We start from the raw sequence: 25,109 nt of genomic DNA, 5'->3' as shown, positions 1-25,109 counted from the left end.
GGTCACACTCCAGTCGCAGCAGTCCACTGCCCAGTTGCGAAAAATTCGCCAGCTCCAGGCGTCACCGACACGCTGGCATTCCGGTCACTGATGTTTGCCGAAGAGGCCGCGTAGCTCGTCGCAGCGCCCCCAGTCGTGATCGCCACCCACTGGCTGGCAACGCCGTTGTTGCTCCACAGGAGAATCGTTGGCGCAACGCGCATCACGACCGGGAATTCGATCTTGGTGGAAATGATGCCGCCGACTGCCCCATACCCCTGATCCGCACTAATGGCCGTTGAAGCGCCCGGCACCGTCGCCAGCGCGTAGCTCTTGCAGTAGTCGCGCTGGCACAGAAGGAAGTCCAAGCCAGGCGGCCGGCGCTGCCAGGTCGACGCGGCGGTGCCGAGCTCGAACTGCACCTTGTCCACAGTCCCGCTTGCGAACTGGACGGTGATGGCGGTGTTCGCCGGCAGGCTGGTGGTGTTCCCACCGGTGAGGATCGCGACGCCGTTCACTTTCGCCGTAGCGGTTCCTGTCCACGAGAGGGTGTAGACGCCACCTGCAACCCATGCCGCCTCGATGATCTGCTCGAGGCCACCGGCCGGGCATGTCACAACACGGTCAGGAGCCGCCGCGCCGAAGGTGATGCTCTGACCCGAGGTGACGACACGCCATCGATCCAGCGTCACCTGGTTGGCGCCGGTCGTCGCCACGCCGCTGGCATAGACCCGCTGATTGATCGCGAAATTGCTGTTCACGAGCAGATTCCGATCGCCCGAGCCACCCGCCTGCCCTGCAACCCCCTGCACCAGCGCCGTCACTTGCCCGAGATTCGTCGCATCGGTGTTGGCGGTGCCAGTTGCCATCCCGGTGACCTTGTTGTTCCCCATCTGCAGATTGCCAGTCAGAGGCGCCTGGCCATCCGAAGACACTGATTGCGACAGCGCAGCCTCGATGTCGTCGAGCAGCGCATTGAAATCCGCCGTCAGCGCCGTCACCCCATTGACGCCAGGGTTCCAGGTGCTCGCTGGGGCCGCATACTGACCAGTTCCATTACGGGGCATGTTTGCTCCTTAAAATGCAAAAAGCCGGCACAGGGCCGGCTTCGGGGGTTGAATGACTTTTCTCGTCTGGGGTTTGGGGATCTGGGCCGTGGCCTATGTGGTCTCCCTGGCCATCGAATGGCTGAATTCGCGCGGCTAACGCCCTTCGGTGTTCAGCAGGTCTAGCCCGACCTCAACGCGAGGGATGGCCGCCTGCCGAGCCTGTTCCTGACCCATGAGCAGATTGACCAGCAATTGCTGCTGGACTGGGTTGTAGGAGCCGTTGGCCCGCGCGAGTTCCTGAAGCCTGCGCACTGAATCAGGCGACGCCAGTGCCTCAGACATAGCCTTTGCCGACCAGCCATTGCGCCATGCATCCGTTGCGCGGCCAGCCGCCGACAAAGGCCGTGTCAGCAAGTCGAGCGGCCGCACTGCCCCGAGCATGTTCCCTTCGGCCAGATTCGCAGCCGTTGCGGAGTTCACTGGCGGCTTCATCCCCTGCGCCTGGAAGATGTCGAGCGCGTCAGTGATGGCCTCGGGCTTCTTCCCCGATGCGCGCAGGGCTTCCACAAGATTCGCGCGTTGCGTTGGGTTGTCGGCCACCTTCTTCGCGAACTGATAGCCTCCCATGGGGTTGTTGGCGATGCCTCCGCCATTCGACTCGTTGAAGGTCGATCGCAGGTACTGCCCGATCATTTCGGGCGTGATGTTCGGGTCTACGCTGCTCAGGGTCTTGACGGTTTCCCGGATCACTTCCGGGTTCACGTCGAGCGGCTTTTCCGGCAAGAACGCTTCGGCCTGCGCCTTGAAGTCGTCCGAGCGCGAGAGCTTTCCGACTTGCCCCTGGTCCATCGGCGTGACCACATCCTGCATGTTCTTCGCCACGATCGAGCGGGCCTTGGCGTAGTCCGGGAACTGCGCGTCGACAGGCGTTGTGACCTTCCCAGTCGCACCGGTGTACATGCGCGCGGCGTTGTTCTCGCCAGTCATGCGCGCTGCGCCGCCTTTGTCGTCCATCCACTTCTTCGCCGCGTCGAGCCAGGCCACCGAGCCGGGCGCTTCGTTCGTCACGCCGTAGACAGGATCGCCCTTCACTGCGCCCAGTGCTTTTTGCACCAGCGGGTCTGCCGTCAGGGTGTTCCAGTCGGAGGACGTGACCCGCGCATTTGGGTTGCCCGTGGTGGCGTCGTAGTAGGGCTTTGCCTGGGCGTTGCCCGCCTGTCGCGCATTCGTGACGGCCTGCTTCGCCGTGTCCATGAGGCGGCCGGCCAGCGCATCGGGCCGTGCGGTTTGAGGCGCCACCTGGTCGAATGCAGCGCCGGCCAACTGCGTGTTGCGCTCTGGGCGCGCCTGCATCATCGGCGTGAGGTTCTGCGCTGCAGCGTCGGATTGCTCGGCGATGCGCTGCTGGGTCTGCATCTTCGGGTTCAGCCCAGTCTGCGCCTGGATGGCCTCATAGCCAGTGATGGGCGATCCCGCGGCGCGCGCCTTGGCTTGGAGTGCCTCGGCCAGTGCCAGTTGCTCGGGGGTGACGCCCTTCAATGCCGCAGCAGTGCGATCGCCTGCGGTGCCGCGGGAGGCCACGATGGCGCCGGGGATCGTGCCGCCGAGCAACGACCCGGTGACCTGAAGTGCAGCATTCCCGGCCTCGCTTCCGGTGTCGACGTTGCGTGCGGCCTCTGCGCCGGCACCAGCGCCGGCACCAGATGCGAGCGCCGCGGCCACATCGCGCGCGATCGGCAGAATGGCCCCGCGCGATGCGCTGCGCACCACCGCAGACGGGTTCACACCCCCGCCGCCCAAGGCCTGACCAGCCATGTCGACGACTCGCCCCATGCCAGTCGTTGGCTCGGAACCAGGCCGGATGATGCCGGCGCGCGTGAGCAGCTCCTTCGCGCGCTCGGGCGGCGCGGTCACTTCCGGGGCGAGATCCGGCCGGCCGAGCATGGTCGCCCCGGTGCCGTACGCCATCTTGCTCAGGTTCCAGATGTTCTCCGGCGTGTTGGTGATGGCGTCCGCGAACCCTGCGGCCCCTTTGGGGATGCCATTCACGAAAGAGCGCAGGAGGCTCGGAGGCTCGCCCGAAAGTACGCGCAATCCGTCTTCGGAGACTTTGGCGAGGTCGCCCGACTGCAGCGCCTGCAGGTCGGCCTCGGACAGTTTGGAAAGGTCCATCGGTCAGCCTCCGTTCTTCGCGCGGCGGCGCGCCAGTTCCTGCGCGGCGAGGGCCTTGAAGTCGGGTGCAGCCGGAGCAGTGCTGGCTGACGCCTTCTGGTCGGCGAACATCTGGTTCTGCGCGGCGAAGTCGGCCACTGCGCGATCAAAGCCCGCATCGAGCCGACCATTGGCGCGCTCGTACTCGTTGGCCATCTGGGCGATCTGCTGCTGCCGCTGAGCAACCTTTCGGGCGTTCGCGATGATGACCGCACGACCTTCGGGGGTTTTCGAAAGCCCCGGTTGCTGCGCCTTCAGGAAGTTGCGGTCGGCGTCCGACATAGCGCCTGGCATGCCGCCGCCCTCGGCCGTGGAGCGCGCATCCAGCGCCATCTTGTTCGTGATCGCCTCGATGGCCTGCTCTGTGCCCAGCCCCTTCGTTTCCACCCCGAGGGAAGCGCCGATGTTCTTCAGGCCGCTGATGCTTTCGGCCATGCCACCCTTGGCTACGTTCGGGTCGCGGTACAGCTGCTCGAGCGTGTCGAGGTTGCGCAGCGTGCCACCAGCACTTCGGGCTCGGTCCTGCAAATCGGCGGCCGTCTTGGCGAAGTCCTTGGCGCGCGCGGTGTCGTACTCCTTCGCTGCCTCGGACTGCAGCGGGATACCCTGGCCACCCCGCCCTGCGCCAGCGCCACGCGCGCCACCGGTGAGGATGCCCGAGCCATTCTCATGCAGCATGATGGCTGTTCCGAGCGCCTGGCGCACATACGGATTGCCAAGGTCGATGGGGGCCTTCGGGTCGAGGCCGAGACGCTTCGCTACCGAAGCCACGTAGGCACTCGTGTTGTTCTCGTTCGAAGGCGCCCACCGATTGATGACGCCCTCGATCGAGTTGATGCCGCGTTTGCCGTAGGCCTGCAGATTCTGGTCGAGCGCGGCGAGCCCTGCCTCTGGTGTGTCGAACTGCTGGAAGCCGGTCGACGCGCCCACAGGGCGAAGATTCCCTGGGTTGTTGTTGCGCTGGCCGAGTGTCTCGCCGGCCACTGCTGGGGTGCCTGGCACATTGCCGCCAGCGCCACCCGCCATTTGCACCGCCTGTGCGCGCGTGACCATGCGAGGGCCATCTGGCGTGTTCACGGTCACCATCGTGTTCGCCGACTCCGCGCCCTGGGTGGCGCCTGCCTTGGCGCCTGCAATCGACGCGACGCCGCGGTCATAGCCGGGAATCATCTCGGCGCCTGTGACGGCACCGGTGGGCGCGCGCACCGGCTGCATGCCGGGCTCGAGCTTCGGCTGGGTGTACAGCGACTGAACGCCACCAGCACCGTTTGGCGCGATGAAGTCGCCTTCGCGCAGAGCCACTGGCTTGCGAGCGTCCATCACCATCTTCGCCAGCTCGGCTGGGTCCTTCCGGAATGCGAGCTTCGCAATCCCGGTGGGCACCTGTCCGAACCCCTCGCCGAGGAACTTGTTGCCGCCTCCCTGCGGCGCGCCCGACATTTCCGGAGCACCGCCAGCCATGCCAGGAATACCCGCAGGCGCCGCGCCTGAACCAGAGGGGGCCCCACCGTTTGCGAAGGACTCGAATGCCGAATCCTGCATCTTCTGCTCCATGAGCTTGGCAGCCAGCGCCTGCAGCATCGGGTTGTCCGAGCGCATGCCGATGCCAAGAGCCTTGTTCGGGTCCGCAGCCATGCCCGGAATCGCGTCGGTACGCGCAACAGGCATCGGGTTGCCTTCGTCGTCGTTCGGCGTGAGCGGCTGGATGTCGCGACCTGGTTGCCCGGGTGTTCCGCTGAGCGCCGCCAAGAAGTCGTTCGACTCCCTCTCACGGCCAGCCTTGATGCGCTGGCCCATCTCCCGCTCCTGCTCATCGGCCCGGCGCGACGCCAGGTTGCCGAACAGCGCGTTGGCCAGTTGGGCGACGTACGCGCCCTTCCCCGGGGCGACGTAGTGCCCACTGACCATCTGGCCTTGTTGCGGCGTCTGCCCTTGGCGCAACAGCATGTCGGCAAGCTCGCGCTGGCGCTGTACCTGTCGCATGTCGATCGCCTGATCAGTGCCAGGCTGAAAGAAGTTGACGCTGTTCGTTGCCATCAGGAACCTCCGCCGAACCAGTTGCCCATTTTTTGGAGTGGCGAAACGAAGTTTTCGCCGGTGCCACCACCCAAGATGTCCGACGCCCGGCCGGCATCGAGTGCTTGATTCTTCTTGTAGCCATTGGCAAGCGCCTGCGCGAGTTGCTGGGCATACCCGATAGTGGGCGGTTCAACAAAGTGTCCGTCGACCATTTGCCCCTTCTGAGGAGCTTGACCGCGCCGCATCAGTGCCGCGGCCATCTCCTGTTGTCGCATGAGATCGGCGGCACCCGCACCCTGGTTCGCAGGAGCATCGAAGAATCCAACATCAGCCATCACATGCCCCCAATCAGTTGCAGCGTTTGCACACGAGTGTTTTCGACCAGTGGCGCCCATCCAGGCGGAACTGGGAAGGCCTTGAGCTCGGCGTAGTGCCCAGGGTCTTCCTCGGCATGGATGCGCAGCGTGCGCGCCGCCTGCTTGCCATGCGCGGCCTCGACGGCCTCGACGTACTCCATGGGGATGGGCTTGCCTTCGAGCGCAAGCATGTAGCCCATCAGCGCCACTGGATGCACGTGGCGGATCAAGTAGTACGCCATTCCAGCAAGCTGCGCGGCGCCGAAGTGAAGGTTGACCGGGTGGTCACCCAGATCCTCGCGCAGCCAAGTCGCATGGTTGCGCTCGTCTTCGAGGTGCTTTCGGTAGAAGGCCTTCAGGTCGCCCTCCCAACCATCGTCTTCGAGGATCGCAATGGACTCCTCGAGCAGGGGTTCACTTGCGATGATGACCTGGAACCAGAATGCAAGGTTGTCGAGCATGGTGTTCAGAAGAAGTAGGAAGCGATGGCCGCGACCGCCCCGACGCCTGCCTGGGTGTTGCTTGCGGCCCTGGCGTTGTCGGCGTTCACTTGGCCCACCTGTGCTTGGTACTGCTGATTTGTGGCACCCAGCAGATCAGGGCCACTGGTTTGCCCCTGCTGCCCTGGCGTGCTGAATGTGGGGTTCGTCACCTGCGAGCCGGTTCGCAACGCATTGAGCTCGTTCAGCGGCAGACTGCGCAGGAAGTTGCGCTGCTGCAGCGTCGCTTGATTCCCGGAGATCGCCTGGTTGAAGAACTGGTTCTGGGCCTGCAAGCCAGCCATCTGCGCGGCAATGTCGGCATCGTTGCGCGTCTTGCCGAACTGCGTCTGACCGATGCCCCAGCCTTCCGAGCCCTGTGTCAGCCCTTGATTCGCGAGCTTCGCATCGAGCGCGGCCTGTTGCCGATCGAGCTCGGGATTCTGGCGCTGCCGGATCAGGTCGGTGGCGCGGTCCCAGGCGTCCATCCCGGTTCGATCGTTGATGTCGATCAGCCCCGAAGTGTCGAACGGCTGGTCGAACGTACTGCGCACGCGATCCATGGCAGTGCCCTGGAGGTCGGCAAGGCCGAGACTCGTGCGGTTGTACGCATCGAGCAACTGCTTCCCGGTATCACTCAGTTCGATCTGCGACGACCAATGGTCGGGGTTCGTGATGAAATCGTCTCGCGTCGGCTTGGGAGGGGCCTTCCCCCCTGCAGCAACATATCGCTGCATCGCCTCGTTGGCTGGATTTCCCATCTCCATCAACGTGTCTTCGTACATCTTCACCGCGCGGTTGTAGCCCTCTTCGTCGAAGCCCTCGCCCTGCGTGTACTTGATCGAGCCATACGGCGTGACCTGGTTGACGCGGTTCGCATTGGTCTGCGAGCGAGCAGCGGCCAAGTTCCCTGCTGCTGCTGCGTTGGCCTGGCCCACATAGTCCGGTGCTGCCGGTGCGTCGCTCTTACCGCCCATGGGAGGCCTCCTTGATCCAACGGCACTGCTGCCGATTCATTGTGAGAATGACGAGATCGCCGGTCTTCCCGGCGCCCTCGATGCGGGCCTCTTCAATGAAGCCCAGATGCTTGTCGAACCGAAGTGCAGCGGCGTTCGTCGAATCGACAAGGCCGAGCACCTTGTTGACCTTCAACTGGTTGAACACGTAATCGAAGCAGATGCGCGTGAACCCGCGTGTCACTGGTACTTCGATGGCCACGTGCATGCAGATCGACCGGCCATTGAAGTTGTCGTAGAGCACTCCCGCGGTGATCACGCCATCTGACTCGAAGCCGATCGCGGCAGAAGTCGCGCCTTCGAACGTGCCGCCTGTGCGCTCGCAAACCCAAGGGCCAACCCGCTGCGTGTCGAACACGATCACGCCAGCACCCCGCCAGCCTGGTAGACGTAGTCGGTGGCGTTCCAGATGACCTGCGAACCATTGGCCTGGACCGTCAAACGAAGCGCGGCGTAGTACCCGACGCCGCCCACCGTCTCCCAGAATCCGATCTGCTGCAGACTTCCACCCCAAACCATCGTTCCCCACACCATCGTTCCCCAGACCATGGCTGCGGTCGGAGGGATGAAGGACAGCGCACCAGAAGCCGGCGTGTTCAGAAAGTCCAGGTCGAGGCCGTACAGGATCGATGGGTTGCCGTCAGCAGTGATCGATGGGCGGACCATCGTGAAGTACTTGGCGGCCGCGGGCGCGCGGAAGTTCTGGTACGCCGGAAGCGCGTCGGCCTGGATCTGCGCGCTGTTGTCGAACTGACCTGTCCACGCCTTGCACACTTGATTCGTCGATCCGAAGAAGATCGATTGCCCTGTCACCTCCCAGCACCGCGCGTTCATGTTGGTGAACTTCGTCCACGAGCCCGAGATCGTGTTCTGCACGTACTGGAAGTTGTTCAGGTTGTCGCTCGGGATGTTGAGCCACAGCTGACTTGCATCTGGGAAGAGCGTCGCTTGCCACCCGTAGTTGTTCTGGTAGGAGGTTGTGGCCGCAGTGATCAGTTCCTGGATCTTGTCGGTGATCGCAATCGACCGATCGATGGTCGAGGACTGCAGCGCGCGGCTCAACGGGTAGACACCGTCCTCGCATACCAGCAGGCAATCGCCAGCAACCTTGGTCAGGCACTTGCGCCCAATCGGCCGGCCCACCACATAGACGCCCTGCTTCGTCCAACTCGCCGGATCGACGCCCTGGTAAACGGCAACCTCGCCTTCCGACGACACGAACACAGCCATGTCGTTCATGCCATTCCCAGCGTCGACCGACCAAGTGCCCATCGCCATCAGGTAGCCACCGCGGCCGAAGATGGTCGCGAGATCGAATGCCGTCGCGGCACCCGAGATGCTCTGAACCGGGAGATACCAAACCTTCAGCGTGCCCTTCTCGACCATGAACAGCCGGTTGCCGAAGACATTCACGCCGATGATGTTGGCGGTCGAAACACCGGTGACGGCAGGCACGCTCCAGGCTGTCCCGTTGTACATCTGGGCCAGGTCAAGGCCGTTCACAATCCAGAGAAATGAGCCGCCAGGCGTGGCGATGTTGGTGTACTGCCACTGCGCGCTCGAGAGGCCGGCGACGACCGCAGCACCTACCGGACCCTGCGTCGTGGCGTCGAAGATCGAGTTGCCAGCTGCGGCAAAGAGCTTGTAGGAGCCGGTGGTTGGCGCATAGCGCATCAGCGTCTGCACAGGGTTCACATACCCGGTGCTCCACGGAATCCAGCCCTTGCGAATCTCGACGCTCGAGGGTAGCGGCCACCAGTTCTCCAGAATCACCGCATCGGTCGGCTTCATCGCCGCCAGCGGGTCCCGAGCATTCAGGCCGCCGATCGGAGCCGGGAACGAGGCGGTGCGCGCTGTCTGCATCACGAAGCCTGCCAGTTGCCGTCAGGGATGTTGGAGGTGCCGAGGTAGATGCTGCCGTTCACCGGCGACAGCGACAGCTTCGCGGCGCTCTTGTCCTGGGCCTTGATGGTGCTCAGCAGCTCGGTGAATTCCCGAAGCTCAACGCTGAAATCCAACCCCTTGGCGCGCAGCCAGCGCATCTTCAGCCCCACGACCATCAGCGAGTCGTCGAAGATGGTGGTGTCTGTGTCTGCGGAGAAGCTCTGCTTCGAAGTGCCATTGACATCGATGACCCATGCCGACGAGATGTACTCATAGGCAAAGGTGAGCGCATTCGGCGGGGGCGGGCTGATCTGCAGCAAGCCGCCCTGGATGCGGAAGCGCTCGCGCGGTCCGGCGTACACGATGCCGGACTTGAAGGACTGCCACTCTTGCGCCGACTTCGGGCCGAGCATGGGCCAGCGGTTCGTGCGGTCCCATTCCGTTTGCGGGATCTGGCTGAGCCAGTCGCTGGGCAGCGGATACGCCACCTGCGACATGGTGACCGTCTGCAGGCCCGCGATGGTCGACGGCATGTTCATCGTGAACTGGGTAGCCGAGTCCACAGACAGCACCGTGGAAAACGGCGTGGTGTTGCTGCTGTTCAGCCCGAAGTTCGTCGTGATGCCGGCCGTGGATGGCGTCGTGACGATCGGGCTGCCCAGAGTGAAAGTCGCCTGGATGTCGAAGGCCACCGTGGTGACGATGAACTCCTTGTCCAGGCGCTCCCATTCGAACTGCCGGCTGAGATCGTGCCCATGCCGATTCAGCAGGGCATAGAGCTGCCTGATCTGCGTCGAAGCAGAGCTCACGACCGCATTCGGCGGCGTGATCCCCAGTTCGTTGCAAACCTGCTGGATCAGCTGGAGCAGATTCATGGCTTAGGCCTCTTGCGCTGCAGCTTCGCGAGGCTTCGGGCCAGGCTTGGACTTGGCCGCGCGAACCTCGGCGAGCTCGGTCCGCAGCGCGTCCATTTCGTCGCTCAGGCGCTTGTTCTCGGCAGCGAAGCGCTCGGCATCGGCGCCGCCTGCTGCTGCAGTCACCGCGGCCTTGGCCTTGGTGCGCAGTTCCATCGTTCCCATGCCCACGTTCTGGCATGCCGCATCAGACATGTCAGCGAGCATCTCGACCGTGTGGACGCCCATGTGCTTGAGCGTCTTGACCTGTGCGCTGTTGACGGCCGGCCACGACTCGAGGCGCCAGCCATTGATCACTTCTGAGACGTTGCCTGCCTTGAAGCGGGCCCACTGCTCGGGGAATCGACGCTGGTACTCGAGATCAGCCACGGTGTCGATGACCGTGTTCGGCTGACCCGGGATTGCGATCATGATGAAAGGCTTTTCCACGAAGACCGGATGGCCGGCAGCCTCGCTCTGGAACTGCGAGGGAACCGAGTCCATGCGGAACTCGACGAAGACTTTCTGGGATTCAACGTATTCCATGAGGGATTTCCTTTTGGGCAAAGAAAAAGGGCCCCCGAAGGAGCCCTTTCTGGTGGAAGCGCTGGTCAGGCGCTGAGATTGGCGACCATGTTCCCCGCCGCGTCGCGCGCCGTGAACACGGCGGTCTTCAGCGTGGGGACCGAGAAGCCCGCGTTGGCAGCGGCACCTTGAATGGAGCCACCGACAACCGGGTAGACCAACAGCGCATTGGCGCCGAGGTTGGCAACCGTGATGCCGTCGCCGGCGTTCGTCGAAGGCAGTTGCACCCCCGTCGAAGCAGCGGCAGTCGTCACCACGTTGTTGACGGCAGACAGCTTCAGCGCGTTGGCCTGCGTCGTGCCTGCGGCAGTGAGGCCGTTGGCGACCTCACCGACGATGGCCTGAGCAAGCAACGGCGCGGTGCCGAATGCCATGAGGTTTTGGACCTGTGCCATCGCGTTGCCTTAGACGTTCGCCTTGCCGAACCAGCCGTAGTCGCCGGTCACCATCGCCACGGGGGGCGACGTGTACGCGCCGCCCGAAGCGGTGGCCAGGAAGGTCGCCGGGTTGACGGTGCAGACCGCGGTGCTGGCCGAGATCGACGCATTGGCCTGGGCGTACACGTAGGTACGGCCGTTGGTGGCGTTCACGAGCGTGCCCAGGATCGCATCGGGCTTGTCAGCCCCCGCAGCGATGTCAGTCGCCAGCGTGGTGCTGTTGAGATCCACGCCCATCTTCTGGTCGGTGGTATAGGGAGCAGCCATTTCGATTTCCTTTCGTTTCGATCAGGCGCCGAGAACGGCCTGGAATTGCGAGCCGCTGGTGGTGAGGTTGCCGGCCCAGCCGATCAGCTTCACGACCGCGTCTTGGTTGACCGACTGGCGATCACCGCCGATCGGCACCATGTTGCGTTCCGCGTGGGGGCGGAAGAACATGTAGTCGCTGTTGATGAAGTACATGCGGTTCGTCGGGATCGCACCGCCGATGCCGCCGTCGCAGAAGACTGTCATCTTCTTGCCCGCGCCGTAATAGGCCAGGCCGGCGAAACCACTGGTCGCGTTCTTGTCGTCGGTCACACGCTGGATGGCCTGCATGGACTCGAGGAAGAAGCGGTAGTAGTTGTTGTCGGCCACAGCCACGTCGGGAGCGTCGGCACCGCGAATGGTCTGCAGCAGCACGCGGTTCATGTAGCTCTGGATGTTGGCCGACGAAGCAGCAGCGCCGCCATCGGTGACCGACGAGAACGCCACGTTGCGCCAGAACTGCCAGGTCGCGCGGTTGATGCCGCCGTAGGTGCCGGAGGTGGGGGTGGTCGAAACAGCAGCGGCCAGGCCGGTGATGTTCTTGCCGCCGTTGCCGGTGCCATCGCCGTAGATGCCCGCGCTGAGCGAGTTCATCAGCTGCTTTTCAGCCACCGACACGCGCCCGTCGAGCAGGTCGATGATCTGCTGCTTGCCAGCGTTCTGGAGTTGTTCCAGGCCGTTGATCGTCACAGCGCCAGCGTACTGCTTGATGTCGAACTGCGCGGAGCTGATGGGGCTGTTCGGCGTGATGTCGATCACGTCGTAGCCGCTGTACGAACCCGCGTTCTGCGTGGCCGGGTCGTTGTACATGATCTCTTGCAATATCACATTGCCGCCGCTGAACGTTTTCACGTGACCGCGTTCGTTCAGCCAGTTGAGCAGGGCGTTCTGCTTCAGGGTGTTGTCCGCGAGCTTGCCGCTGCGGTTCTGGATCGTCGTGGCGACGATGTCGGAGAGGTTGGGGAAAGCCATTGAAGGCTCCTTTCGTCAAGAGTGGGCGTCGAATGCAGCGGTGATCGCGTCTCGGACGGTCCCACCTCCTGCACTTGGGGTGCCGGCTGCTGGCGAAGAACCCCGGACGCTTCCAGAGGCGGCTCGCGCGCGCTGGAGTCGGGCGTTCTCATCGGACGCGCGGCGCTGCTGATCGAGCAGGGCATTGCGGGTCTGAGGGTTCGCAAACACGGCCTGTTGATAGGCGTCTTCGAGGTCTTTCGCGACCCCCCCGGATAGCAGGGAGGCCATGTGCACACGAACATCCTCGAAATGTTCGTGGCCCGGCGCGGCGGCAAAGCGGCTCAGTTCGCTGTCGAGCGATTCACTGACACTTCGCTGCTGCGCGGATTCGTTCTGCGCGAGCTTTTCCTTCACGTCGAAAAGCTCGCGCTCGTACTTGGCGATTTCAGGGGTGAACTGCTTGCTCAGGTCGATGTTGTAGACCTGGGCCAACTCGAGCAGCTTCTGCACCTTCACCGAGTCGGGGGCGTAGCGCAGGGTGTGGTCGGCCTTGAGCAACTCGCTGACCGCGGTGACGCCATCGACGCCGAGCTTCGTCAGCGTCTCGCGATAGGGTGCGATGGCCTGTTCGTAGGCCTGCCCTGCGGTCGCATGCTGCTTCCAGCCTTGCACGCCCTTGTGGTAGTCCCCCTCGCGGCGCGCGGCCTCGTCACGGAACGTCTTGAGCTCGGCCGGCGTCACCGGCTGGCCAGCGTCGATCTTGGCCCAAACAGCAGCGGCTTCCGGCTTCCAGGACGAAGGCGCCTTCGCAGTCGATTGGCCAGCAGCGCCAGCAGCCTGGGCAGCGGCATCCAGAGCGGCATCTGCAGCAGCTGGAGAGGCGGTAGCTGCACCGCCAGTGGCAGGGTCGACTGCGGGAGCGGCCGCACGTGGCGCGAAGCGCCCTGCTTCGTCGCGCGCGCGGCCGGCATCGGCGCTGCTCGTATCGGCGGCCGCGGTCGAAGCGCTGGTGTCCACAGTCGAGGACGTGTCGGGCGCCTCGGCAGCGTCAAAGGCGCTTTCGAGGGTTTCGCGGAGGGAGTCGTTTTCAGTGGTCAAAGGGATTTCCTTCGGCGGTCACCCGCCCAGTTGTTGGATGGCTCGCGCCAGGTCTTCCTTGACCCCGGTCGGCTCGGGTCGAGCGGTCGGGATGCCAAAGTTCTTTTCGGTGCCGATCTCGACCTTCCCGTGCTGCTTGAGGTGGTCGCGGTGTTGCGATCGGCTGTTGATGATTTCGCCGGTGACCATCGAGCGGTATGGCTGGATGTCGGTGACGACGTAGGGCGCGCACATGACGCGCTCCATCTTTTCGCCGCAGCAGGACGACAGGTTGTCGTAGTCCTTCAGCGCGCGGTAGACGTCTTCCTTCTTTCCGCACTGCCGGCATTGGGTTGCGTAGATGGGCATTACTGCTTGACCTCCGTCGCGATTTCGTTGGTCGCCGTGGCTGTGGCGGCGTTGTCCACCTTCGCCTTGGAAGAAATGTTCGCCGTCTCAATCCTGGTCGCGGCCTCCAACTCGGCCTTCCACCGTTGGAACGCCTCGTTGCGCATCTGCTCGCGCTCATCGAACATCGCCTGCATCTGGTCCATGCGAGCCTTCATGTCGAGCTCGGCGGCATGCTGGCGTTCTTCCATCTGCTGGCGCATTGCATTGGTCTGCTGTTGCGCTGCAGCCTGCGCGTCAGCGATGGCTTGTTTGGCCTGTGCGCGCACCTCTTCGATCTGGATGTCAGCTTGGGCCTTGACCTGTGCTGACTGCGTGGCTGCTTGAGCCTTCGCGGCCTCTGGATCGGGCTTCGGCTGCTGCGGCTGGGCCATCTGCTGGGTGAACTTCTCGAAGGCTGCTTCGATCGGCCGCCCAGCCTTGAACGAGCGCACCGCGAACATCAGCATCTCGCCGAGAAGCGGTGCAAGCTCGGGCTGTGTCTGGCCAGCAGTCACGGCCTCCTTCAGGAAGCCGCCGACAGCCTGCAGGAACTCCATGCGGGACTGCTTTTCAGCCTGCTCATCGAGCTCCACCATCGAGTCGGCCGCGATCTCGATGCGGTAGTTGCGCATCGTCTCGTTGCGGAGCAGTTCAATGGCGGCTTGGGCGTACTGAGCATCCTCCGTCTGCTCGATACCGGACATCGCGATCAGCGTCTCAGCCCGGTACAGGCTGGACATGATCTGCGCCTTCATGTTCAGGATGTCGGTGGCGAACCGCGACACGTCCTGCTGCGTCTCCTTCAAGCGCAGGGAGGCGAAGTTGCTCTTGATGCCCTGAGCGGTGGCTGTCTCATTCGGGTCCGACGAGCCGCGGATCACATCGCTCAGGCCCGTCACCTCATAGATGACCTGCTTGCAGATCTCACGGGCCTTGTAGAGCTCGTTGAGCGTTTTCACCACCGTGTCGAGCGGCAGCATCTGGACCGCAGCAGCCAGGCCCCCAGTGGTCGCGAAAGCCGCCCAGTTCGTCACTGGAATCAGCACGTTGTCCGTGCCTTCCTGCATCAGGCGCGCGATGGAAGGCTGGCTCGCGTCGTACACGCCCACCGCCTTGACCGCCTTCACGAGCATCGAAATGCGGCTGGTCAGGTCGTCGAGCTCGCAGGCCTGGTCCTGGTACTCGTAGTAGTCGGCGACCGGGATCAGCGTGTCGGTCGTGGTCGTGGCGAACAGAGGCTTGGGGCACGGGAAGAAGCCATCGAGCTCGAGCGGGTCTTCCTTCGTGTCGAGCACGTCGTTGAAACCCTCGGCCTGCCAGATCACCATCTCCTCGGTCTTGTCCCAGATCTCCCAGACCTTGGCCTTCTTCATGTCGTCGGTGACGGTGACGTCCTTGTCAAGGCCGACAGGCTCATGGCACAGGGGCACCTGGTCGAACTTCTCGCCGAACCGCTTTTTGCCTTCCTTGCGGCCCATGTAGACCCGGCGCGCCACCCAAGTGACCTCTTCCCACGTGCGCGCCGGCGAGCACCGGAAATCCTCCCAGAACACGTAGTCAGAGGGAGTGCACTCGTAGCCCTTGGTGCTCTGCTTCACCGGCGCCGCGGGCATGCCGAGCATCTGCAACAGGTCAGGCGTGGGCGGGGCGATGTCGCCCATCAGGCCGCCAACCGACGCTGCAGGTGGAACATCCGTCAGGGGAACAGGCGCTGCGGCCGGGTTGCCGGCGATGTCGGAGGCTTCGAGGGTTTCGGCAGGCTCGACTGCTTCCGTCGCTTCGTCGCCCTCTTCCACGTCATCCGTGATCTGGTCGCCGCCGTCGAAGCGGACCCATGCCACGCCGCGGCCAGGCAGCAGGCGGTCCAAGATCACGCAGCGCAGCGACGAATCGAAGTCCGAGTAGTGGTCGATCTCGTACTGCAGCGCGCGCTCCAGGATCTGCGACGCAGTGCGGGCGACTGGGTCCTTGTCCTTGTAGCGGCGCTCGACCTGGGCCTGCGGCTTCTTGCTGTAGATCGCCGGGAACTGCGTGCGGACGTTGCTCCACAGCATGTTGTAGCGCTTCTCGGCCTCGTTCGACGAGGACGTGTCCGCAGCGCCGCGTTCGTCGCGGAAGCGCTTGACGATCTTCTTCCCGCGCTCGATGAACTTCTTCTGGTCCTTCTCGGACAACTTGAGGGCGTCGAGCCAGTTCATAGAGCTTCCTGAATCATCTTGAGGCCCAGCCGCGCCATAGCGACGAATGGAGCGTCTTCACTCACATCGCTCGAAGACAGCAGCGCGATGCAAGCGGCCAGCGTGATCGTGATCCCCGCTTGGGTGCAGGCCTCGGCCATGACGGCCGGGTCTGCGAGCACCGCAGCGAACGTGTTTTCGATCTTCCCGCTGGAGATGAAGTGCGTTGCAGGGCCGACACCTGAAGCAGACAGCCCCGTCACGAACATGCCCGCGCCAGGTGGCCCGGCAAGCTGTTCGCACAACGTGCGCGCCAGCGGTGCCTGCGCGAGCGTCACGACCATGCACCGGTGAACGTAGGTCATAGCGTGATACCCGCTTGCTGGGCCATGTACTGCTCGCACAGCGTCAACTCAGAAGGCGTCAGCAGTCGGCCGATGATGATCAGGCCGTAGAGGTTGCCGTTGAAGCGAACAGAACTGCCGCCTCGACTTCCGATGTAGAGCGGGTAGTTTCCATAAGTCCCAGTCCCCTGACTAGAAGATGAGGACGACTGAACGCCATTCACCCGCGCAATCACTATTGGGGCGGCAATATCCCCCTGACCCGAAACAACTAACGTGATTGGCGCCACGATGCCGGAAGGCGTTGAGGCCACTCCCGTCGTGCCCTTCGATTGAAACTGCAGGTTCGCGGCAGCCGAAGCTGGTGCAAGCAGTACAAACGCGCCGGTATTCGTGCTGATAACCGGGCTCAGTTCGCAAACCACCCCGGCAGACGCGTCGCTGTTCTTTCGAATTCCTGCAACCACCGTCACCTTGTCCGTGCTCGTGAAGTCAATACTGGCCGTAGCCCACGAGTCGTCCGTGCCATCGAAAGCCGCAAATGTCGTCTGCCACAGAGGCCGGCTGGTGGTCGTCGCCTGTGTAGCGTTGTTCGCCGCCCCGCTCTTGTCCATGATCCGGCCGATAGGATCGCCCGCTGCCGTCACCGGCGTGGTGCCTGCTGCGTCCTGTTGCAGCGTGGCCATGTCCCAGGGGTCGAGCCAGATCTTTGCGGGTCCAGGGAAGGACGCCATGAGGGCCGCTACGCCCGCAGCGAGCGACGTGGTTGCCGAGAGCGCGCCGTTGGCAGCGAATGGCAGCCCGTTGGAGTAGCTGACGGCCGCGTCCGAAGAGACGCACAGCGCGCCTGCTGGCGAGATCGGCAGGCCGTTGATGTACTGCGTCCCGGCAGGCAGACCGGCAGTCGCATCCACATAGACGATCTGCCCGAGCGACGTGAACAACAGTCCATTGCTCCACTGCACGCCTCCGCTCAGGGCAGCACGCGCGACCGTGTTCGGCGCATCGCGCAGGATTCCGCAGACGAACGCATCCGTGACCACCGGGGCGATGGTCGACAGTTGCACCCTGTCTGCTGAAACCGGAAGAAGCGCCATGTGGTCAGATCCTTTTGCTGGCCCGAGGGGCCGTTTTCCAAAGCTCGTCGAGCGTCACGCCCGTGGACATCTGCCCGTCCTTGGCCAGCACTGGGAAGGCTGGGGCAGGAGCGGTCACAGGGGGCTTTGTTTGTTGCATCACCAGGCAGCCGTAGGAGAAACCGTCGCCGTCATGCGATGCCCAGTCATGCTTGGGCTCGCTGCTGAAGGTTTTCGATTCGTCGTTGAACTCGTAGGACCAAGCGCGCAGGCCGTCCAAGCCGTCTTCGCATGCGTCCGAGAACTCGCATTTACCGATCAGCGTCCGGGCCGCATTCACCCGATCCGACTTCGTGCTGTCCGGCGTGATCGCCACCTTGTCGGCACCGAAGACGCTCACGAAGATCTCGACCGCTGAGCGCTTGGCCGCAAAGGTCTTGGCGCGTGCGTCGTGCGGGAGCCAGATCTTCCCGAGGTTCTTGCCCAACAGCTTGATCCGCAGCTTGTCGCACCAGTCCTCTGCGTCGATGCCCCAACCGCCGTCGTAGTCGACCAACGAATAGCCGCCCATCTTTGGCTGCCAGAACCACCACGTTGCGCGGTCACGACGCCCGATGTCGGCGCTGATCTCGATTGGCGCGCCGGCTGGGTCATAGGTCACGTGCGGGCCGATTCGGCCTGCCGTCTCAAGCTTTCCAATCGACCGCGCCAGGATCGCCCCGAGATTCGCAGCCTCGAAGCTGCACATGTACTCCTGATCGAACTTGGCCTGCCCGTACTCTTCGCCGAAGTCGTCGATGTATTGCTGACGCTCTTTCTCAAGCTGCGCCGGCGTCAAGATTCCCGTCTGCGTGGCGTTCAGCACCTGGGCGAAAGCGTCCTGATCCTTCAGCGCTGCCATGTAGGTCTTGTGCGCGTGGTTCCGGCCGCGTGGCGTCGTAATGAAGATCTGCCAGCCGTTGTTCTCCGCGATGATCGGGCGGAGGTATGCGCGGGCTGTCGGGTCGGCGAGCGCCCATTCCGAATACACGATGCCAGCGGGCGCCGAACCCACCAGGCTGTTGAAGTTGTCCGACCCAATGACCTGCCACGTCGATCCGTTCTTGAACGTGATCAGCATTTCCGTGTCGTTGGTCGAAGCCCGCAGCGCAAGCGGGAAAGCCTCGTCGATGCGCTTCTTGCCGGTGTGCGGGTTCACCGCCTTCCAGATCGCTTTCCGGGCCTGCGCGGCCTCCGGAAGCATGTGCCAGTAGCCGGCCACTCGCTCGAATGCAGCGCATGCTGTGCGGTGCAGCGCGATCTCATCCTTGCCCGACCGCCGCGACCAGATCAGCTCAGCGTGGCGCCCGCCGTTCTCGAGGTACGTCCAGGCCGGGAGCTGGTAGGCCCGCGGCTTCCAGTTATTCGGGAGCTGGACCCGAGCCATGCCGGACGATCTCCACGATCAGCGGGGAGTCCTTGTCGCCGGACAACTCGAGCTTGTCGCCGTATTCCCTCGGTGCAGCCTTCGATGCACGCCAGCGGTAGTGATGGGCCATGTCGCGAGCCTTGGCCAACTGAAACGGGTTCTTCGCCGCCTGGATGCCGGCCTCTGCCAATTCGTCGAATGCTTGGGCCGCCGCCACACGGGCTTCGTGCACCGCAACGCGCCGTTCTTCCGTCAGCGCGATCCAGCGGCGCAGTGACCCTTTGGTGACGCCGATTTCCTTGCAGATGGCCGTCTGCGTCTCACCGCTCACAAGCCGGTCGCACAGCGCGTCCAGGCCGAGTTTGTCGATGCGAGCTTCGGCCTCGCCGTTTTTCACGATGGTGGGCATGCTGTTCCCCCCGCAGGTTTGCTGCAGTCGGACCAATAAAAAAGCCCGCGGGCTGTGATGCGCGCGGGCAGGTGGCCGGTGGTCGACCAAGGAGGAGACGGGAGGGAGCGGAAACAAAAAAGCCCTCCGTTGCAGAGGGCTCTGATTGAGCTTTACCGACAGCGTCGCCTCCGTACTGGGATGGGCGAACCTTGTGCCGGCGCTCGTTCGTTGGCGCGGATTGTATGCGCGTTGGCACGCTTCTTGTCAACAAGGCCATCAGCCGAGGCGATTCACGAGCATCTGCCGGCCCTCGTCAAGCAGTGCGGCCAGGCCCTCCATGGTCACCCCGATGGACTCACAGGCCTTGCGCGGGCTCACCGGCTTGACGTAGCACCAGTTGAGCGCGCCGGCGTGCTTCTCGGGCAGCGCGGTGACGGCCTGGGCGATGCGGATAGCGTCGGCGCGGTCGAGCGCAGCCCCTGCGCGCGCATTGGCATCACGGCGCGCGGCGATGGGCGCCACCGACAGCCGGAACATCGGCGACGACGACGCGGCTTGTCGGCTGTTGCACCAGATGCCCCAGTTGCGCAGCCGGCCGTCAATGTCGCGCTGGTGTGGCGGCACGGCGTGGAAGTCGATCGGAGCGCCCTTCTCGCGCCGCGGTGGTGGCTTCTTCGCCTCCTCGACGACCTCTTCCTTGGCGCGCATGAACGCCGCTGACGCGATGGCCAGCATCATCTGCTGCAAGGTCTTGTCCGCCGTGCGCTGGGTCATGTGCATCCTCTCAAACTCGAATCTCAACCACCCGCAGCACGAGCGTGCCGAGGTGGAACACGTCGCCGCGCTTGACGGTGAACAGGTCGGCTGCCACGTCCAAGCCGATGGTGATCACGCGCCAGTTGCCGCGGCCTTTGGGGCGACAGAGCAGGGTCACGCGCGCCACTCCTTCAGCGACAGCCAGCACATGTACGCGGCTTCAGGTGTTGGGCCACTCACCCGTGCGGTTGGCGATACGCAATGCCAGCGGCCGATCGCACCGGCCAAGCTGTCGGGCGCAAGACGGATGCGTGGGCGTTCCTCAGGCGCGAACACAAGGAATGCGCCGCGGGCATTGAGGGGTGATTCGGTTGTCAAAGCAGCGCCCCCTGCGGCACGACGACCGCGACGAACTTCCCCGTGCGGCACACGTTCTGCGCGCTGGTGGTGAGCGACGCGCGTAGCTGCTCGGGCCGCGCCATGCATTGGCCGTAGCCCATCGGTGCGAGCGCGCCCTGCAGGCGCCAGTGGGTGCAGGTTCCGCAGGTCATGGCAGCGACTTCGTAACGACTCGATTGCACACCGGACACCCGCATGCCCAGAAGTTGCCGTCGCGCAGGTCGATCACCGGTTTTACTTCTTGGCGCGTGGCCTCGAAGACCGTATGACAGTTTTCGCACTCGAAGCGAATCGGCTTGAGATCGGGCGCTTGGCCCCTGCTGATGATCTTCATCCCGCGATCTCCCGCTTCAGCCAGTGCCCGATGAGGATGGCCTCGGCCCGGTTGTGGTCCTTGACGCGCTTGACCGGCGCATTGGCGTACAGGCGCACTGCGCAAGCCCGCGATGCGTCCTTGTCCGTGCCAAGCCCGAAAGCGCTCTTCCACACGCGCGGCGCCACGTATGCCATGTCGCGGCACACGGGCTCGATCAGCGCGCGCAGCACGCCGAAGCTGTCGTAGGTGGATGCCGTGGTCGTGGACGGCATGCTCGGCATGGGAATCGGGCGCTCGATCACGCCGTGCACCGCATCGCGCGCGAACTCGAAGCGGGAGGACCAGTCGCGCAGCACAGCAGCGAGCGCGCCAGCATCCACCCAGCGCTTCATCGCGCCGCTCGCCAGGCCGTTGTCGCAGGTCGGTATGTCGGCCACCTCGAGCAGCCCGCGCTCGGTGCAGATGACGGCGATGGCGCCGGTAAGGCCTGGGTCGATTCCGATGGTGATCATGCGCGTGCCCCCAGTCCAGCGAACGGCGACGGCTCGGCCCACGCCTTGCCGGTGCGCACCAGGCTGATGAGTTGCGGTGTGACCGAGAAGCGCACAGCAAGCACCTTGCCCTGCTCTTCGCTGGCCCGGATCTCGCGTGCCTTCTCCATGCTCAGCTTGCCGTACTTCTCGCGGATGTGGCGCACCGCACTCGCAGGCTGGCGCACGTTGCGCTTCTCGGACAGCCGACGGCGACGCTCGCCGATCGTGATCTGCTCCAGATGCTCCGGGTTGCAGCACAGCGTCGGCTCGCAGGTGTGCACCACCTCATAGCCGGGCTTCACCGGGCCGAACGCGGCTTCGTAGGCCACGCGGCGCACGGTCGTCGGGTTGCCGTCGATGTTGATGATCGGCGTCGTTCCGTCGTTCACGTAGCCCTGCCAGATCCAGCAGCCTGCGTCATCCCGGCACCGAGCCCGGATGCGTGTGAGCACGTCGGCGGCCATTACGATGCCTCCGCAAATGCGCGCGGGCGCGCGGGAGCGGGATGGGCAGCGCGCCCGTACTCCAGCCCATGGCGTTGCACGATCTCGCGCATGAATCGGCCAGCGGGACCGATGGCGCCAGTCTCCGGGTCGCAGTCGGTGCGGCAGAGCCAGCCGGGCGCGCGGTACACCGTCCAGCCCATGGCCACGAGGACAGCATCGCGCTCTGCGTCCTTGGCTTTGTCGGTGTGGAACGCTGCGCCGTCGCACTCGATCGCGATGCGAGCCTTGGGGTTGGCGAAGTCCACGAAGAAGCGGCCCACGGGGTACTGGGGATAGAACACGGCGCCGGTTTCGCGGATGTCAGCCCACAGCCAGGCTTCGATTGGCGTCAGGCGAACCATGCCCTTCGCGTCCCATTCGTAGGGGTCCACAGCCCAGTCGTTTTTCGGTGCCGCCAGGATCAGCGGGGTGATGGCGCGGTAGTGCGCGCGCAATGCTCTCCAGTCGTTCACAGGTCGCTCCTCGAATTGCGCGCGATCCGCGCTTTGTTGGTTGGGATTTCCATGGCCTTGGGCCAATCCTGAAAGCGCGTGTTCTCGCCGATGTACATCAGGTCCACGATCCCCGGCTCGCCGTCGCGCAGCTTCGCCACCGACACCTTGGCGTAGTGCTTCCACTCGTCCGATAGCGTTGGGTTGGCCTTGAAGGGGCGGTGCACGAACAACACGATGTCGGCGTCCTGTTCGACAGAGCCGGAATCGCGGAGATCGGATAGGACCGGCATCTGATCGACGCGCTCCTCGACCTTTCGGTTGAGCTGGCACAACAGGAAGATCGGGCAACTCAACTCCTTGGCCAAGCTCTTGAGTCCCTTCGTGATTTCCTCGATCTGGTAGACGCGCGGCATCTTCGGATCGATGCCCGCCATCAGGCCGAGGTAGTCGACGATCAGGCACGCGAGCTTTCCGTGACGCCGCCGCAGCGCGCGTGCGCTGGCGCGCACCTGGTTGACGTTCAGGTTCCCGCGGTCGCTGACGTGGAAATTCGCTGCGCGAAGCAGTTCGGTTGTCGATGTGATTGCGGGCCAGTCGTAGTCCTTCAGCCGCTCGCCGCGCTTGATGCGGCTCAGGTGAATGCGCGACAGCACGGACATCGCCCGGCTCACGACCTGGGCCTTCGGCATCTCCATCGAGAACATGCCCACCGCCTTGCGGCTTTCAATCGCCATGTGCAGGCCCATCGACAGCGCCAGCGCCGACTTACCCATGCCTGGCCGCGCGCCGATCACAACGAGCTCACCATCGCGTGGGCCGCCATCGAGCCGGTCATCGATTGCCGTCAGACCGGTGGGAGTGAAGTCGTCGACTGCTGTTCCTTCAGCCTGCGCGGCGATGCGGTCCAGTAGATGGACGACCCCGGTTTCCATGGACTGCCAGTCGTCGCGCGCCACGTCAGGGCTGATAGCCATGACCTGCTGCATGGCGCTGTCGAGCACCGCATCGACCGCCTTGCCTTGCAGGTTGAAGGCGGTCGAGGAGATCTCGTCGCAAGCGGAAATCAACTTCCTCAGCACCGCGCGCTCGCGCACGATCTCGGCGTAGCGACGGATGCTTCCAGGGCTGAACGAGGTCTGAGCCAAGGCGTTGAGGTACGTCAATCCTCCGACCTGTTCGGCCCTGCCGGCGGACTCCAACGCGGCAAAAACGGTGATCACGTCGGCCGGCTTACTGGCGTTCACCAGCCCTGAGATCGCGCTGAACACCAGTTTGTGCTCGTGCCGGTAGAAGTCGCTTTCGGCGAGCAAATCGCCTACTCGGTCCCATCCGCCGTTGTCCAGCAGCAGGCTCCCCAGCACACTCGATTCAGCCTCGATCGAATGGGGCGGCACGCGCAGCGCAGCGATGTCTGCATCGAGCAACGAATGGTCGACAAAGGCGTTCATGCGGCCTCCCGAGATTTGTTGAGGTAGTTGCCCTGCACGACCTTGGCGAAGTTTTCCTTGCCCATCAGCCAAGTGAGATCGCAGCCAGTCCATGCCCCGTTTCGACCGGTCAGGAAGTCCGATGCGGCCACCTGATCGAAGAAGCGACGGAACCATTCCAGGCCCTCGGCAGTGGTCGTGGCGTAGCGCTCGCCGTTCGTGCTGCGCCTCGCGGTCAGCAGCCATTTCCAGCGCTGGCGCATGGCGTCGGCACCCTTCCCGCCCTCCCACATCTCGCGTCGGGGCTGCGGCAACGTCGGTACGGTCTCGGCGAAAAGGCTCAGCAGCTGCTGGTGCGGACACAACGGCGTTTGCCCGGTCGTCGGCTCGGCCGGCGACAAGCCTTCGATAGAAGGCTGTATTTCCAGAGTAGTAGGAGAAGGAGAAGAACGTCCGCCCGCGTAGGGACCAATGTCGGGGTTTGGTGCTGCACCAATGGGGGGGTTGGGTGAAGGCTTTGGTGAGGGCTTTGGTGCTGGGTTGGGTGCTTCCGCAGAACCATCGCCATCACCTCTCACGACACGCTTGTGCTCGTCCGTGAGCATGCGGCTGGAGTACCAGATAGGCCCCGCCTGAGGTTCGATCAGCGTGACAGGTGTCCCATCCTTTCGGCCGCTGCGAGGGATGTAGACATAGGGCTCACAGTCGCCTTTATCGCAGCCCTTCAGGACACCCTTGTCCACCAGCTCCTTGAGTGGTGCTGCGGTGCAGCCAAGGGCCTGGGCGATCTCCTTGAGCGGCCATTCGAGCACGCCGTAGCGGTCCGAGTCGTGCATCAGGCACATGACCTCGAGCCACACGCCGCGGGCGGTCCACGAGCACCGGCGCAGGTTGGCGTTGTTGCGCCAGTTGTCGGGGTAGAACTGGAAGGAGGGGCGCTTCATGTCGTGGCGCCCCTCGCGCGCGCGGCCAGGCGAGCCCGCTCGCCCTCCTCGCTGAAGTAATCGCGCTCCATGGCCGCAACCTGCACAGGGCTGCGGCTCTTCACCGCCTGGGTCTGCAGGTCCAGCCACTGGCGCGCGGCCACGTGGTTGCCGCGGGCATAGGCGGCGTTGACCTGGCGCCCGCATTCGGCGATGTGCTTCTCGCGGATGGCGTCCTCGGACGTGTCGTCCATGGCGGCCACCATCTCGTCTGTGAGGAGGGGTGTCATGCCGCGGCCCTCACGCGGAAGGTTTCCATCAGGACGGACAGCTTCAGCTCAGCCTCATCAGCACGGCGCTTCTCGGCGTCGGCTCGGCGTTCGGCTTCAGTCTGGATCTCGACGAGCGTGCGTCCAAGTTGGAACGCGCACCACTCGGGATAGATGGTGTTGTTGACGGCGTAGCAGAACTTCGGCCAGTCCTCTGCTTGCAGGGTGGCCAGGCCCTTCTTCATCTTCGAGAAGGTTCCGGCATCGATGCCGACAAACTCGTAGATGGTCTGGTCAGCCAGCCCGCACGAGCTCACTGCGAGGGTGAAAGCAGCGCCAGAACTCACCTGCTTGCGGATCATTTCCAGCGGCGCGGTGTTCGCGTCCGGCTGGCGAAACAGGTCCAACTCCCGTTGTGCTGCAACCTGGTTCAATTCTTTTGATTTCACTTGGCTATCCCCTTGGGGTCCAAAAAAAGCACCATCTGGTGCATGAAAAACGCCTACGACCTCGCC

31 protein-coding genes are annotated in these 25,109 nt (G+C 64.0%); all 31 read right to left on the bottom strand.

Annotated features, from left to right (window positions below; translation table 11 throughout):
* Window positions 1-2 precede the first annotated feature (2 nt).
* Window positions 3-1,046: a hypothetical protein gene (locus AC57B8_RS24430; protein ID WP_496481017.1), complete on the bottom strand. Its 1,044-nt coding sequence runs from the start codon at window positions 1,044-1,046 to the stop codon at window positions 3-5.
* A gap of 135 nt (window positions 1,047-1,181) precedes the next feature.
* Complete coding sequence (locus AC57B8_RS24425; RefSeq protein WP_496481016.1) at window positions 1,182-3,200, bottom strand: hypothetical protein; 2,019 nt, start codon at window positions 3,198-3,200, stop codon at window positions 1,182-1,184.
* A gap of 3 nt (window positions 3,201-3,203) precedes the next feature.
* Window positions 3,204-5,276, bottom strand: coding sequence for a hypothetical protein (locus tag AC57B8_RS24420; protein ID WP_496481015.1), 2,073 nt, complete (start codon window positions 5,274-5,276; stop codon window positions 3,204-3,206).
* The gene (locus AC57B8_RS24415) at window positions 5,276-5,593 is read right to left on the bottom strand and encodes a hypothetical protein (protein ID WP_496481014.1); all 318 of its coding nucleotides are present in this window, start codon (window positions 5,591-5,593) and stop codon (window positions 5,276-5,278) included. Before AC57B8_RS24415 ends, AC57B8_RS24420 begins: the two co-directional genes overlap by 1 nt.
* Window positions 5,593-6,075: a hypothetical protein gene (locus tag AC57B8_RS24410; RefSeq protein WP_496481013.1), complete on the bottom strand. Its 483-nt coding sequence runs from the start codon at window positions 6,073-6,075 to the stop codon at window positions 5,593-5,595. The genes AC57B8_RS24415 and AC57B8_RS24410 overlap by 1 nt, the downstream gene beginning before the upstream one ends.
* Window positions 6,076-6,080: 5 nt before the next feature.
* The gene (locus AC57B8_RS24405) at window positions 6,081-7,070 is read right to left on the bottom strand and encodes a hypothetical protein (RefSeq protein ID WP_496481012.1); all 990 of its coding nucleotides are present in this window, start codon (window positions 7,068-7,070) and stop codon (window positions 6,081-6,083) included.
* The gene (locus AC57B8_RS24400) at window positions 7,060-7,473 is read right to left on the bottom strand and encodes an N-acetyltransferase (RefSeq protein ID WP_496481011.1); all 414 of its coding nucleotides are present in this window, start codon (window positions 7,471-7,473) and stop codon (window positions 7,060-7,062) included. Before AC57B8_RS24400 ends, AC57B8_RS24405 begins: the two co-directional genes overlap by 11 nt.
* On the bottom strand, window positions 7,470-8,972 hold the full coding sequence (locus AC57B8_RS24395; RefSeq protein ID WP_496481010.1) for a hypothetical protein: 1,503 nt from the start codon (window positions 8,970-8,972) through the stop codon (window positions 7,470-7,472). Before AC57B8_RS24395 ends, AC57B8_RS24400 begins: the two co-directional genes overlap by 4 nt.
* Window positions 8,972-9,868, bottom strand: a complete 897-nt coding sequence (locus tag AC57B8_RS24390) for a hypothetical protein (protein WP_496481009.1) — start codon at window positions 9,866-9,868, stop codon at window positions 8,972-8,974. The genes AC57B8_RS24395 and AC57B8_RS24390 overlap by 1 nt, the downstream gene beginning before the upstream one ends.
* Before the next feature lie 3 nt (window positions 9,869-9,871).
* Entirely contained in the window at window positions 9,872-10,432 is a 561-nt protein-coding gene (locus AC57B8_RS24385) for a hypothetical protein (RefSeq protein ID WP_496481008.1), read from the bottom strand.
* Between the two features lie 65 nt (window positions 10,433-10,497).
* Complete coding sequence (locus AC57B8_RS24380; protein WP_496481007.1) at window positions 10,498-10,845, bottom strand: hypothetical protein; 348 nt, start codon at window positions 10,843-10,845, stop codon at window positions 10,498-10,500.
* 30 nt (window positions 10,846-10,875) lie between these two features.
* Window positions 10,876-11,175, bottom strand: coding sequence for a hypothetical protein (locus AC57B8_RS24375; RefSeq protein WP_496481006.1), 300 nt, complete (start codon window positions 11,173-11,175; stop codon window positions 10,876-10,878).
* A gap of 21 nt (window positions 11,176-11,196) precedes the next feature.
* Entirely contained in the window at window positions 11,197-12,186 is a 990-nt protein-coding gene (locus AC57B8_RS24370) for a phage major capsid protein (protein WP_496481005.1), read from the bottom strand.
* Window positions 12,187-12,201: 15 nt separating this feature from the next.
* Window positions 12,202-13,266, bottom strand: a complete 1,065-nt coding sequence (locus tag AC57B8_RS24365; protein ID WP_496481004.1) for a hypothetical protein — start codon at window positions 13,264-13,266, stop codon at window positions 12,202-12,204.
* Window positions 13,267-13,284: 18 nt separating this feature from the next.
* The gene (locus AC57B8_RS24360) at window positions 13,285-13,614 is read right to left on the bottom strand and encodes an FmdB family zinc ribbon protein (RefSeq protein WP_496481003.1); all 330 of its coding nucleotides are present in this window, start codon (window positions 13,612-13,614) and stop codon (window positions 13,285-13,287) included.
* Complete coding sequence (locus AC57B8_RS24355) at window positions 13,614-15,833, bottom strand: hypothetical protein (protein WP_496481002.1); 2,220 nt, start codon at window positions 15,831-15,833, stop codon at window positions 13,614-13,616. Before AC57B8_RS24355 ends, AC57B8_RS24360 begins: the two co-directional genes overlap by 1 nt.
* Window positions 15,830-16,177 carry a hypothetical protein gene (locus AC57B8_RS24350; RefSeq protein WP_496481001.1) on the bottom strand — a complete coding sequence of 116 codons (348 nt, stop codon included), beginning with the start codon at window positions 16,175-16,177 and terminating at the stop codon, window positions 15,830-15,832. Before AC57B8_RS24350 ends, AC57B8_RS24355 begins: the two co-directional genes overlap by 4 nt.
* Window positions 16,174-17,253 (bottom strand): hypothetical protein, encoded by a 1,080-nt coding sequence (locus tag AC57B8_RS24345; RefSeq protein ID WP_496481000.1) that lies wholly within the window; start codon window positions 17,251-17,253, stop codon window positions 16,174-16,176. The genes AC57B8_RS24350 and AC57B8_RS24345 overlap by 4 nt, the downstream gene beginning before the upstream one ends.
* Before the next feature lie 4 nt (window positions 17,254-17,257).
* Complete coding sequence (locus AC57B8_RS24340) at window positions 17,258-18,658, bottom strand: terminase large subunit domain-containing protein (RefSeq protein WP_496480999.1); 1,401 nt, start codon at window positions 18,656-18,658, stop codon at window positions 17,258-17,260.
* Entirely contained in the window at window positions 18,633-19,049 is a 417-nt protein-coding gene (locus tag AC57B8_RS24335; protein WP_496480998.1) for a terminase small subunit-like protein, read from the bottom strand. The genes AC57B8_RS24340 and AC57B8_RS24335 overlap by 26 nt, the downstream gene beginning before the upstream one ends.
* Window positions 19,050-19,307: 258 nt before the next feature.
* On the bottom strand, window positions 19,308-19,805 hold the full coding sequence (locus AC57B8_RS24330) for a hypothetical protein (RefSeq protein WP_496480997.1): 498 nt from the start codon (window positions 19,803-19,805) through the stop codon (window positions 19,308-19,310).
* Window positions 19,806-19,815: 10 nt separating this feature from the next.
* Entirely contained in the window at window positions 19,816-19,965 is a 150-nt protein-coding gene (locus AC57B8_RS24325) for a hypothetical protein (protein WP_496480996.1), read from the bottom strand.
* 196 nt (window positions 19,966-20,161) lie between these two features.
* Complete coding sequence (locus AC57B8_RS24320) at window positions 20,162-20,338, bottom strand: hypothetical protein (protein ID WP_496480995.1); 177 nt, start codon at window positions 20,336-20,338, stop codon at window positions 20,162-20,164.
* Window positions 20,335-20,520 carry a hypothetical protein gene (locus tag AC57B8_RS24315; protein ID WP_496480994.1) on the bottom strand — a complete coding sequence of 62 codons (186 nt, stop codon included), beginning with the start codon at window positions 20,518-20,520 and terminating at the stop codon, window positions 20,335-20,337. The genes AC57B8_RS24320 and AC57B8_RS24315 overlap by 4 nt, the downstream gene beginning before the upstream one ends.
* A complete protein-coding gene (locus tag AC57B8_RS24310) occupies window positions 20,517-21,014 on the bottom strand; it encodes a hypothetical protein (protein WP_496480993.1) in 498 nt (165 codons plus the stop codon). The genes AC57B8_RS24315 and AC57B8_RS24310 overlap by 4 nt, the downstream gene beginning before the upstream one ends.
* Complete coding sequence (locus AC57B8_RS24305; RefSeq protein ID WP_496480992.1) at window positions 21,011-21,499, bottom strand: HNH endonuclease; 489 nt, start codon at window positions 21,497-21,499, stop codon at window positions 21,011-21,013. Before AC57B8_RS24305 ends, AC57B8_RS24310 begins: the two co-directional genes overlap by 4 nt.
* Entirely contained in the window at window positions 21,499-21,993 is a 495-nt protein-coding gene (locus AC57B8_RS24300) for an endonuclease domain-containing protein (RefSeq protein ID WP_496480991.1), read from the bottom strand. The genes AC57B8_RS24305 and AC57B8_RS24300 overlap by 1 nt, the downstream gene beginning before the upstream one ends.
* On the bottom strand, window positions 21,990-23,423 hold the full coding sequence (gene dnaB, locus AC57B8_RS24295) for a replicative DNA helicase (RefSeq protein WP_496480990.1): 1,434 nt from the start codon (window positions 23,421-23,423) through the stop codon (window positions 21,990-21,992). The genes AC57B8_RS24300 and dnaB overlap by 4 nt, the downstream gene beginning before the upstream one ends.
* Complete coding sequence (locus AC57B8_RS24290) at window positions 23,420-24,346, bottom strand: hypothetical protein (protein ID WP_496480989.1); 927 nt, start codon at window positions 24,344-24,346, stop codon at window positions 23,420-23,422. Before AC57B8_RS24290 ends, dnaB begins: the two co-directional genes overlap by 4 nt.
* Entirely contained in the window at window positions 24,343-24,615 is a 273-nt protein-coding gene (locus AC57B8_RS24285) for a hypothetical protein (RefSeq protein ID WP_496480988.1), read from the bottom strand. Before AC57B8_RS24285 ends, AC57B8_RS24290 begins: the two co-directional genes overlap by 4 nt.
* Window positions 24,612-25,043, bottom strand: a complete 432-nt coding sequence (locus tag AC57B8_RS24280) for a transcriptional regulator (protein ID WP_496480987.1) — start codon at window positions 25,041-25,043, stop codon at window positions 24,612-24,614. The genes AC57B8_RS24285 and AC57B8_RS24280 overlap by 4 nt, the downstream gene beginning before the upstream one ends.
* Window positions 25,044-25,109 lie beyond the last annotated feature (66 nt).

The organism is Variovorax sp. BGA-UO-ETr-C22 (assembly GCF_059567965.1).
The sequence above is the reverse complement of the archived record's forward strand: the minus strand, read 5'-3'. Positions and strand labels throughout refer to the sequence as shown.

Excerpts from the sequence above, each read along its gene's own strand:
- AC57B8_RS24430 (WP_496481017.1), bottom strand. The coding sequence starts at position 1,046 with ATGCCCCGTAATGGAACTGGTCAGTATGCGGCCCCAGCGAGCACCTGG.
- AC57B8_RS24425 (WP_496481016.1), bottom strand. The coding sequence starts at position 3,200 with ATGGACCTTTCCAAACTGTCCGAGGCCGACCTGCAGGCGCTGCAGTCG.
- AC57B8_RS24420 (WP_496481015.1), bottom strand. The coding sequence starts at position 5,276 with ATGGCAACGAACAGCGTCAACTTCTTTCAGCCTGGCACTGATCAGGCG.
- AC57B8_RS24415 (WP_496481014.1), bottom strand. The coding sequence starts at position 5,593 with ATGGCTGATGTTGGATTCTTCGATGCTCCTGCGAACCAGGGTGCGGGT.
- AC57B8_RS24410 (WP_496481013.1), bottom strand. The coding sequence starts at position 6,075 with ATGCTCGACAACCTTGCATTCTGGTTCCAGGTCATCATCGCAAGTGAA.
- AC57B8_RS24405 (WP_496481012.1), bottom strand. The coding sequence starts at position 7,070 with ATGGGCGGTAAGAGCGACGCACCGGCAGCACCGGACTATGTGGGCCAG.
- AC57B8_RS24395 (WP_496481010.1), bottom strand. The coding sequence starts at position 8,972 with ATGCAGACAGCGCGCACCGCCTCGTTCCCGGCTCCGATCGGCGGCCTG.
- AC57B8_RS24390 (WP_496481009.1), bottom strand. The coding sequence starts at position 9,868 with ATGAATCTGCTCCAGCTGATCCAGCAGGTTTGCAACGAACTGGGGATC.
- AC57B8_RS24385 (WP_496481008.1), bottom strand. The coding sequence starts at position 10,432 with ATGGAATACGTTGAATCCCAGAAAGTCTTCGTCGAGTTCCGCATGGAC.
- AC57B8_RS24380 (WP_496481007.1), bottom strand. The coding sequence starts at position 10,845 with ATGGCATTCGGCACCGCGCCGTTGCTTGCTCAGGCCATCGTCGGTGAG.
- AC57B8_RS24375 (WP_496481006.1), bottom strand. The coding sequence starts at position 11,175 with ATGGCTGCTCCCTATACCACCGACCAGAAGATGGGCGTGGATCTCAAC.
- AC57B8_RS24370 (WP_496481005.1), bottom strand. The coding sequence starts at position 12,186 with ATGGCTTTCCCCAACCTCTCCGACATCGTCGCCACGACGATCCAGAAC.
- AC57B8_RS24360 (WP_496481003.1), bottom strand. The coding sequence starts at position 13,614 with ATGCCCATCTACGCAACCCAATGCCGGCAGTGCGGAAAGAAGGAAGAC.
- AC57B8_RS24355 (WP_496481002.1), bottom strand. The coding sequence starts at position 15,833 with ATGAACTGGCTCGACGCCCTCAAGTTGTCCGAGAAGGACCAGAAGAAG.
- AC57B8_RS24350 (WP_496481001.1), bottom strand. The coding sequence starts at position 16,177 with ATGACCTACGTTCACCGGTGCATGGTCGTGACGCTCGCGCAGGCACCG.
- AC57B8_RS24345 (WP_496481000.1), bottom strand. The coding sequence starts at position 17,253 with ATGGCGCTTCTTCCGGTTTCAGCAGACAGGGTGCAACTGTCGACCATC.
- AC57B8_RS24340 (WP_496480999.1), bottom strand. The coding sequence starts at position 18,658 with ATGGCTCGGGTCCAGCTCCCGAATAACTGGAAGCCGCGGGCCTACCAG.
- AC57B8_RS24335 (WP_496480998.1), bottom strand. The coding sequence starts at position 19,049 with ATGCCCACCATCGTGAAAAACGGCGAGGCCGAAGCTCGCATCGACAAA.
- AC57B8_RS24330 (WP_496480997.1), bottom strand. The coding sequence starts at position 19,805 with ATGACCCAGCGCACGGCGGACAAGACCTTGCAGCAGATGATGCTGGCC.
- AC57B8_RS24320 (WP_496480995.1), bottom strand. The coding sequence starts at position 20,338 with ATGACCTGCGGAACCTGCACCCACTGGCGCCTGCAGGGCGCGCTCGCA.
- AC57B8_RS24315 (WP_496480994.1), bottom strand. The coding sequence starts at position 20,520 with ATGAAGATCATCAGCAGGGGCCAAGCGCCCGATCTCAAGCCGATTCGC.
- AC57B8_RS24310 (WP_496480993.1), bottom strand. The coding sequence starts at position 21,014 with ATGATCACCATCGGAATCGACCCAGGCCTTACCGGCGCCATCGCCGTC.
- AC57B8_RS24305 (WP_496480992.1), bottom strand. The coding sequence starts at position 21,499 with ATGGCCGCCGACGTGCTCACACGCATCCGGGCTCGGTGCCGGGATGAC.
- dnaB (WP_496480990.1), bottom strand. The coding sequence starts at position 23,423 with ATGAACGCCTTTGTCGACCATTCGTTGCTCGATGCAGACATCGCTGCG.
- AC57B8_RS24290 (WP_496480989.1), bottom strand. The coding sequence starts at position 24,346 with ATGAAGCGCCCCTCCTTCCAGTTCTACCCCGACAACTGGCGCAACAAC.
- AC57B8_RS24285 (WP_496480988.1), bottom strand. The coding sequence starts at position 24,615 with ATGACACCCCTCCTCACAGACGAGATGGTGGCCGCCATGGACGACACG.